Raw genomic sequence first — 4169 nt, 5'->3', positions numbered from 1 at the left:
GGCCGCGTGGCCGAGCGCCTCGATGCTGGACAGCCAGGCGCGGGCGGTGGGCGGCGGTCTGTCGCCGAGCTCGCGCCGGGCGCGCGCCAGCAGGGCGAGGGCCAGCGAGGGGTCGTCGGCCTCCACCTCGAACGCGGCCCGGCTGCCGATCATGTAGGCGGCCAGGAGGGAGTGCCCGGCCTGGCGGGCGCTGTCGACGGCCAGCCGGTAGTAGGTGCGGGCGGTGCCGAGGTCCTGCATGTCACCGTGGAGCCAGGCGGCGAACCCGGCGGCCTCGCTGAGCCCGGCGCGCACGTCGTTGGCGACGCGGGCGTCGGCCCGGAGCAGGACGCGGCCCGCCAGGTCGACGTGGGCCACGGCGCCGCGGGCGAGCTCTCTGGAGGGCGTGCCGGCCTCCAGGCGGCGTCGTGCCCCGGTGATGCTGGTCAGGGTCTGCGCGGTGGTCTCGTCCACCTCGGCGCGCGCGGGAGTCCCGGAGAAGTTGTCGGCGGGGCTCCCCGCGCCCGCGGCGAGCGGGGCCAGCGGGGCGAGCGCCACGGCCTTGCCGAAGTCTCTGCGTCGCGTGGGATCGTCACCCCCTCGTACGCCGAAGCGAAGCAGGTGGAGCGGGACCCCGATCCGGATGGACACCTCCCGGACCTGGTCCACGGTGAGCGGCTGGCGGCCCCGCAGCACCTTGGACACCCAGCTCTGCGAGTAGCCGACCATCTCCGCCAGCTGGGCCTGGGTCCAGCCGCGTGCCCGCCGGACCTCGGTGAGGAGGACCGGGACGTCACACGCGGCCAGCGCGGCGGCCACGGCGGGCGCCGACCAGAACTGTGGTGGTAAACGGTCTAGTGGCTGGGTCACAACGCTAGGTTATGCCGACCGGCCCGCCGTACCGAATAGTCGCGACGGGAATGCCCGCCGTACTACCGGTGGTAGCACCCCTCCGCCGGCCCTCGCCGAGGTGCTGTGACCCGTTGGGCCATGGACGGGGACAGTGAGCGTAAGGCTTGGGTAAGGCCCGCGCCGCGGGGTGAACTCAGCCGGGACCGCACCCGTGCTGAGGGGCATGAGGAGATTTCCAACGGCCCTGACCGGGACGATCGCCGCCCTGCTCGTGACAGCCGGCTGCGGCGGCAGCCAGCAGGGCGGCGCCGCGCCGCCACCGGCCCGGCCCGCTCAGGCGACGTCGACCCCGACCATGCCCGGCAGCCCCACACCGGTGCCGAACGCGCCCGTGCGCGTGAGTGACACGAAGATCGGCGAGATCCTGGTGGACGGCCAGGGGCGCACCGTCTACCTGTTCGAGAAGGACAAGGAGGGCAAGCCGACCTGCTACGACGAGTGCGCCGAGGAGTGGCCGCCGTACCTCACCGAGGGCAAGCCCAAGGCCGAGGACGGCGCGAAGGCGGACCTGCTCTCCACGACCGCCCGCAAGGACGGCGCCGAGCAGGTGACTTACGGCAAGTGGCCGCTGTACTACTACCACGACGACAAGAAGCCGGGTGACACCACCGGGCACGACAAGAAGGAGTTCGGCGCGGAGTGGTACGCGCTCAACGCGGCCGGCAAGAAGGCCGGTGAGTAGCGCCTGGGGTCAGACGGCGTAGCCGTACTGGTCGGGCCAGCGCGGCTGCACGCCGAGCGCGCGGGCGGCGCGGTGCGGCCAGTACGGGTCGCGCAGGAGCTCGCGGCCCAGCAGGACGGCGTCGGCGCGGCCGGAGGCGAGGATCTCCTCCGCCTGGAGGGGGGCGGTGATCTGGCCGACGGCGGCCACGGGCAGGTCTGTCTCCTCGCGGACGCGGGCCGCGAACGGCACCTGGTAGCCGGGGCCGGTGACCACCTTCGCCCTGGGGGCGTTGCCGCCGCTGGAGGTGTCCAGGAGGTCGACGCCGTGGGCGAGCAGTTCCTTGGCGAGGGACACGGTGTCGTCCAGGGTCCAGCCCACGCGCTCGTCGGCGGGGTTCTCGGTGAGCCAGTCGGTGGCCGAGATCCGGAAGAACACCGGCAGCTCGTCCGGCCAGACGGCCCGCACGGCGTCGACGACCTCCAGCGCGAATCGGGTGCGGCCGGCGAACGACCCGCCGTAGCCGTCGGTGCGGTGGTTGGTGTACGGCGACAGGAACTGGCCGATCAGGTAGCCGTGCGCGCCGTGCACCTCCACGACCTGGAACCCGGCGCGCAGCGCCCGCTCGGCCGCCCGTGCGAAGTCGGCCACGACGCGCCGGATCTCCTCCACCGGGAGCTCGTCCGGCGTGGGGTAACCGTCGGTGAACGGGACCGGGCTCGGCGCGACCGGCCGCCAACCGCCTCCCGCGCCGGCCACCGGCCCCCCGCCGCGCCAGGGCCGGTCCGTGGACGCCTTGCGGCCGGCGTGCGCGAGCTGGATCCCGGGTACGGTGCCGGCCTGGCGCAGGAAGCGCGTGATCCGGTGGAACCCCTCTTCCTGGCGTTCGTTCCACAGGCCGAGGTCGGCGGGGCTGATCCGGCCCTCGGGCGAGACGGCGGTGGCCTCCGTCATGATCAGCCCCGTGCCTCCGGCCGCGCGGGCGGCCAGGTGCGCGAAGTGCCAGTCATGGGGCGCGCCCGCCTCGGGGCCGTCGGTCGCGGCCGTGTACTGGCACATGGGCGCCATCCAGATCCGGTTCGGAATCGTCAGCGACCGCAGCGCGATGGGCTCGAACAGCATGAAAGGACCCTTCTCAGGCAGGCGATTCTACGACGCTCATCGTACTACGATAGGTGTCGTACTACGAGAGCCTTCGTACAATGGCCAGGAAGGGGGATGCGCATGTCCACAAGACTCCTGGAGCACCCGAGCGCCGAGGACATCCGGCTCGAATCCGTCCTGCACGCCCTCGCCGATCCCATGCGGCTGGCGATCGTGCGGTTCCTGGCGGAGTCGGACCGCGAGGTGGGCTGTTCGGAGATCGAACTGGCGGTCAGCAAGTCCACCGGCACCCACCACTTCCGCGTGCTGCGCGAGGCCGGCGTCATCAACCAGTGCTACCGGGGCACGGCGAAGCTGAACGCGCTGCGCCGCGCAGACCTCGACGCCCTCTTCCCCGGCCTGCTCGACAGCATCATCGCCGCCACGACCAGGCAGGCACCCTGACTTTCAGTCCCCCTGGGGTGGCCACGCGGAACGCCCATCACGCGGCCTTCCGGTCGAGCACGGTGAGCCGCCATGCCAGGACGAGCGCGACGAACAGGAGGGCGAATCCCGCCAGGAACGCCTGGTGGATGCCCGCGGGCGCCGCTATCGCGCTGAGCACGAACGGCCCCAGGCCCGAGGCCACCCCCAGCCCGAGGGTGAAGCGTGACATGGCGGCGTCGCTGCGACCGCCCGCGGCGGCCAGCGCTCGCGCGACGGCGAGCGGGAAGTGCAGGGACATGCCCAGCCCGCAGAGCAGGATTCCCGCCAGGGCGAGCCACGAATCCGCCAGCCAGAACACCGCGAACCCCGCGAGCGCCACACCGACACTGCAGGCCAGCAGCACGCTGGTGGGCCACCGCCGCGCCAGCCGCGCCCCGGCGAGCCGGCCCACGAGCATGCCGACCAGCATCAGGGTGATGCCCATCGTGGCGGTCGCCTGGGGTAACCGGGCGTGGATCCGAAGCTCTTCGGAGCCCCAGACCAGCATGCACATCTCGAACCCGGAACAGGCGAGAAAGAGCGCCCAGGCGATCCAGAAGGGCCGGGGAAAGGCCCCGCGGACCCGGCGCGGGCCGTCCGGGGATCGAGTGGGAGCGCCTTCCCTGCGCGAGCCGGTCGGCAACTGACCGGGAGCGGACGCGGGCAGGCTCTCCCGGCTACCGGCCGACCAGGCCCCGGCGGCGAGCAGGGCGGCGACGAGCAGGCCGGCACGCCAGCCCACCGACGTCAGCGAGGCCAGGCCCAGCGCCAGCGGCGCGAGTATGCCGCCTCCCACCCCGATGGCGTTGGCCTCGCTGAGCACGGCGGGGGCGAACGGACCGTGATGATCTGAAAGCACCGTCGTGACGACGTTCAGAGCGGCGTTCCAGGCCCAGCCGATGACCACCGCGGCGGGAAGCGTCAGCCACGGCCCCGGTCCCGCGCAGAGCGCCACGATCGCACCGGCCAGCGCGAGCAGCGCGCCGGACCGCACCCGCGACCGTCCCCAGCGCCGCACCGCCGGGACGGTCGCCAGTCCCGCGGCGAG

5 protein-coding genes are annotated in these 4169 nt (G+C 73.2%); 2 read left to right on the top strand and 3 right to left on the bottom strand.

From position 1 onward, the window contains the following. A partial coding sequence (locus DQW85_RS26635; RefSeq protein WP_240197442.1) for a helix-turn-helix domain-containing protein occupies positions 1 to 849 on the bottom strand: 849 nt, incomplete at its 3' end. 205 nt (positions 850 to 1054) lie between these two features. On the opposite strand from DQW85_RS26635, the gene DQW85_RS26630 reads away from it, so the two are divergent. Continuing rightward, positions 1055 to 1573, top strand: coding sequence for a COG4315 family predicted lipoprotein (locus DQW85_RS26630; RefSeq protein WP_205315427.1), 519 nt, complete (start codon positions 1055 to 1057; stop codon positions 1571 to 1573). Positions 1574 to 1582: 9 nt separating this feature from the next. On the opposite strand, the gene DQW85_RS26625 is transcribed toward DQW85_RS26630, so the two are convergent. Next, entirely contained in the window at positions 1583 to 2674 is a 1092-nt protein-coding gene (locus DQW85_RS26625) for an NADH:flavin oxidoreductase/NADH oxidase (RefSeq protein WP_113702671.1), read from the bottom strand. 102 nt (positions 2675 to 2776) lie between these two features. Between DQW85_RS26625 and DQW85_RS26620 the strand changes: the two genes are divergently transcribed. After that, the gene (locus DQW85_RS26620) at positions 2777 to 3100 is read left to right on the top strand and encodes an ArsR/SmtB family transcription factor (protein ID WP_113702672.1); all 324 of its coding nucleotides are present in this window, start codon (positions 2777 to 2779) and stop codon (positions 3098 to 3100) included. A gap of 37 nt (positions 3101 to 3137) precedes the next feature. Here the strand turns inward: DQW85_RS26620 and DQW85_RS26615 are convergent. Next, the coding region (locus DQW85_RS26615) for an MFS transporter (RefSeq protein ID WP_162795401.1) at positions 3138 to 4169 on the bottom strand (1032 nt) is incomplete at its 5' end.

This window comes from Nonomuraea lactucae, assembly GCF_003313395.1.
GTDB classification, from domain to species: Bacteria; Actinomycetota; Actinomycetes; order Streptosporangiales; family Streptosporangiaceae; genus Nonomuraea; species Nonomuraea lactucae.
The sequence above is the reverse complement of the archived record's forward strand: the minus strand, read 5'-3'. Positions and strand labels throughout refer to the sequence as shown.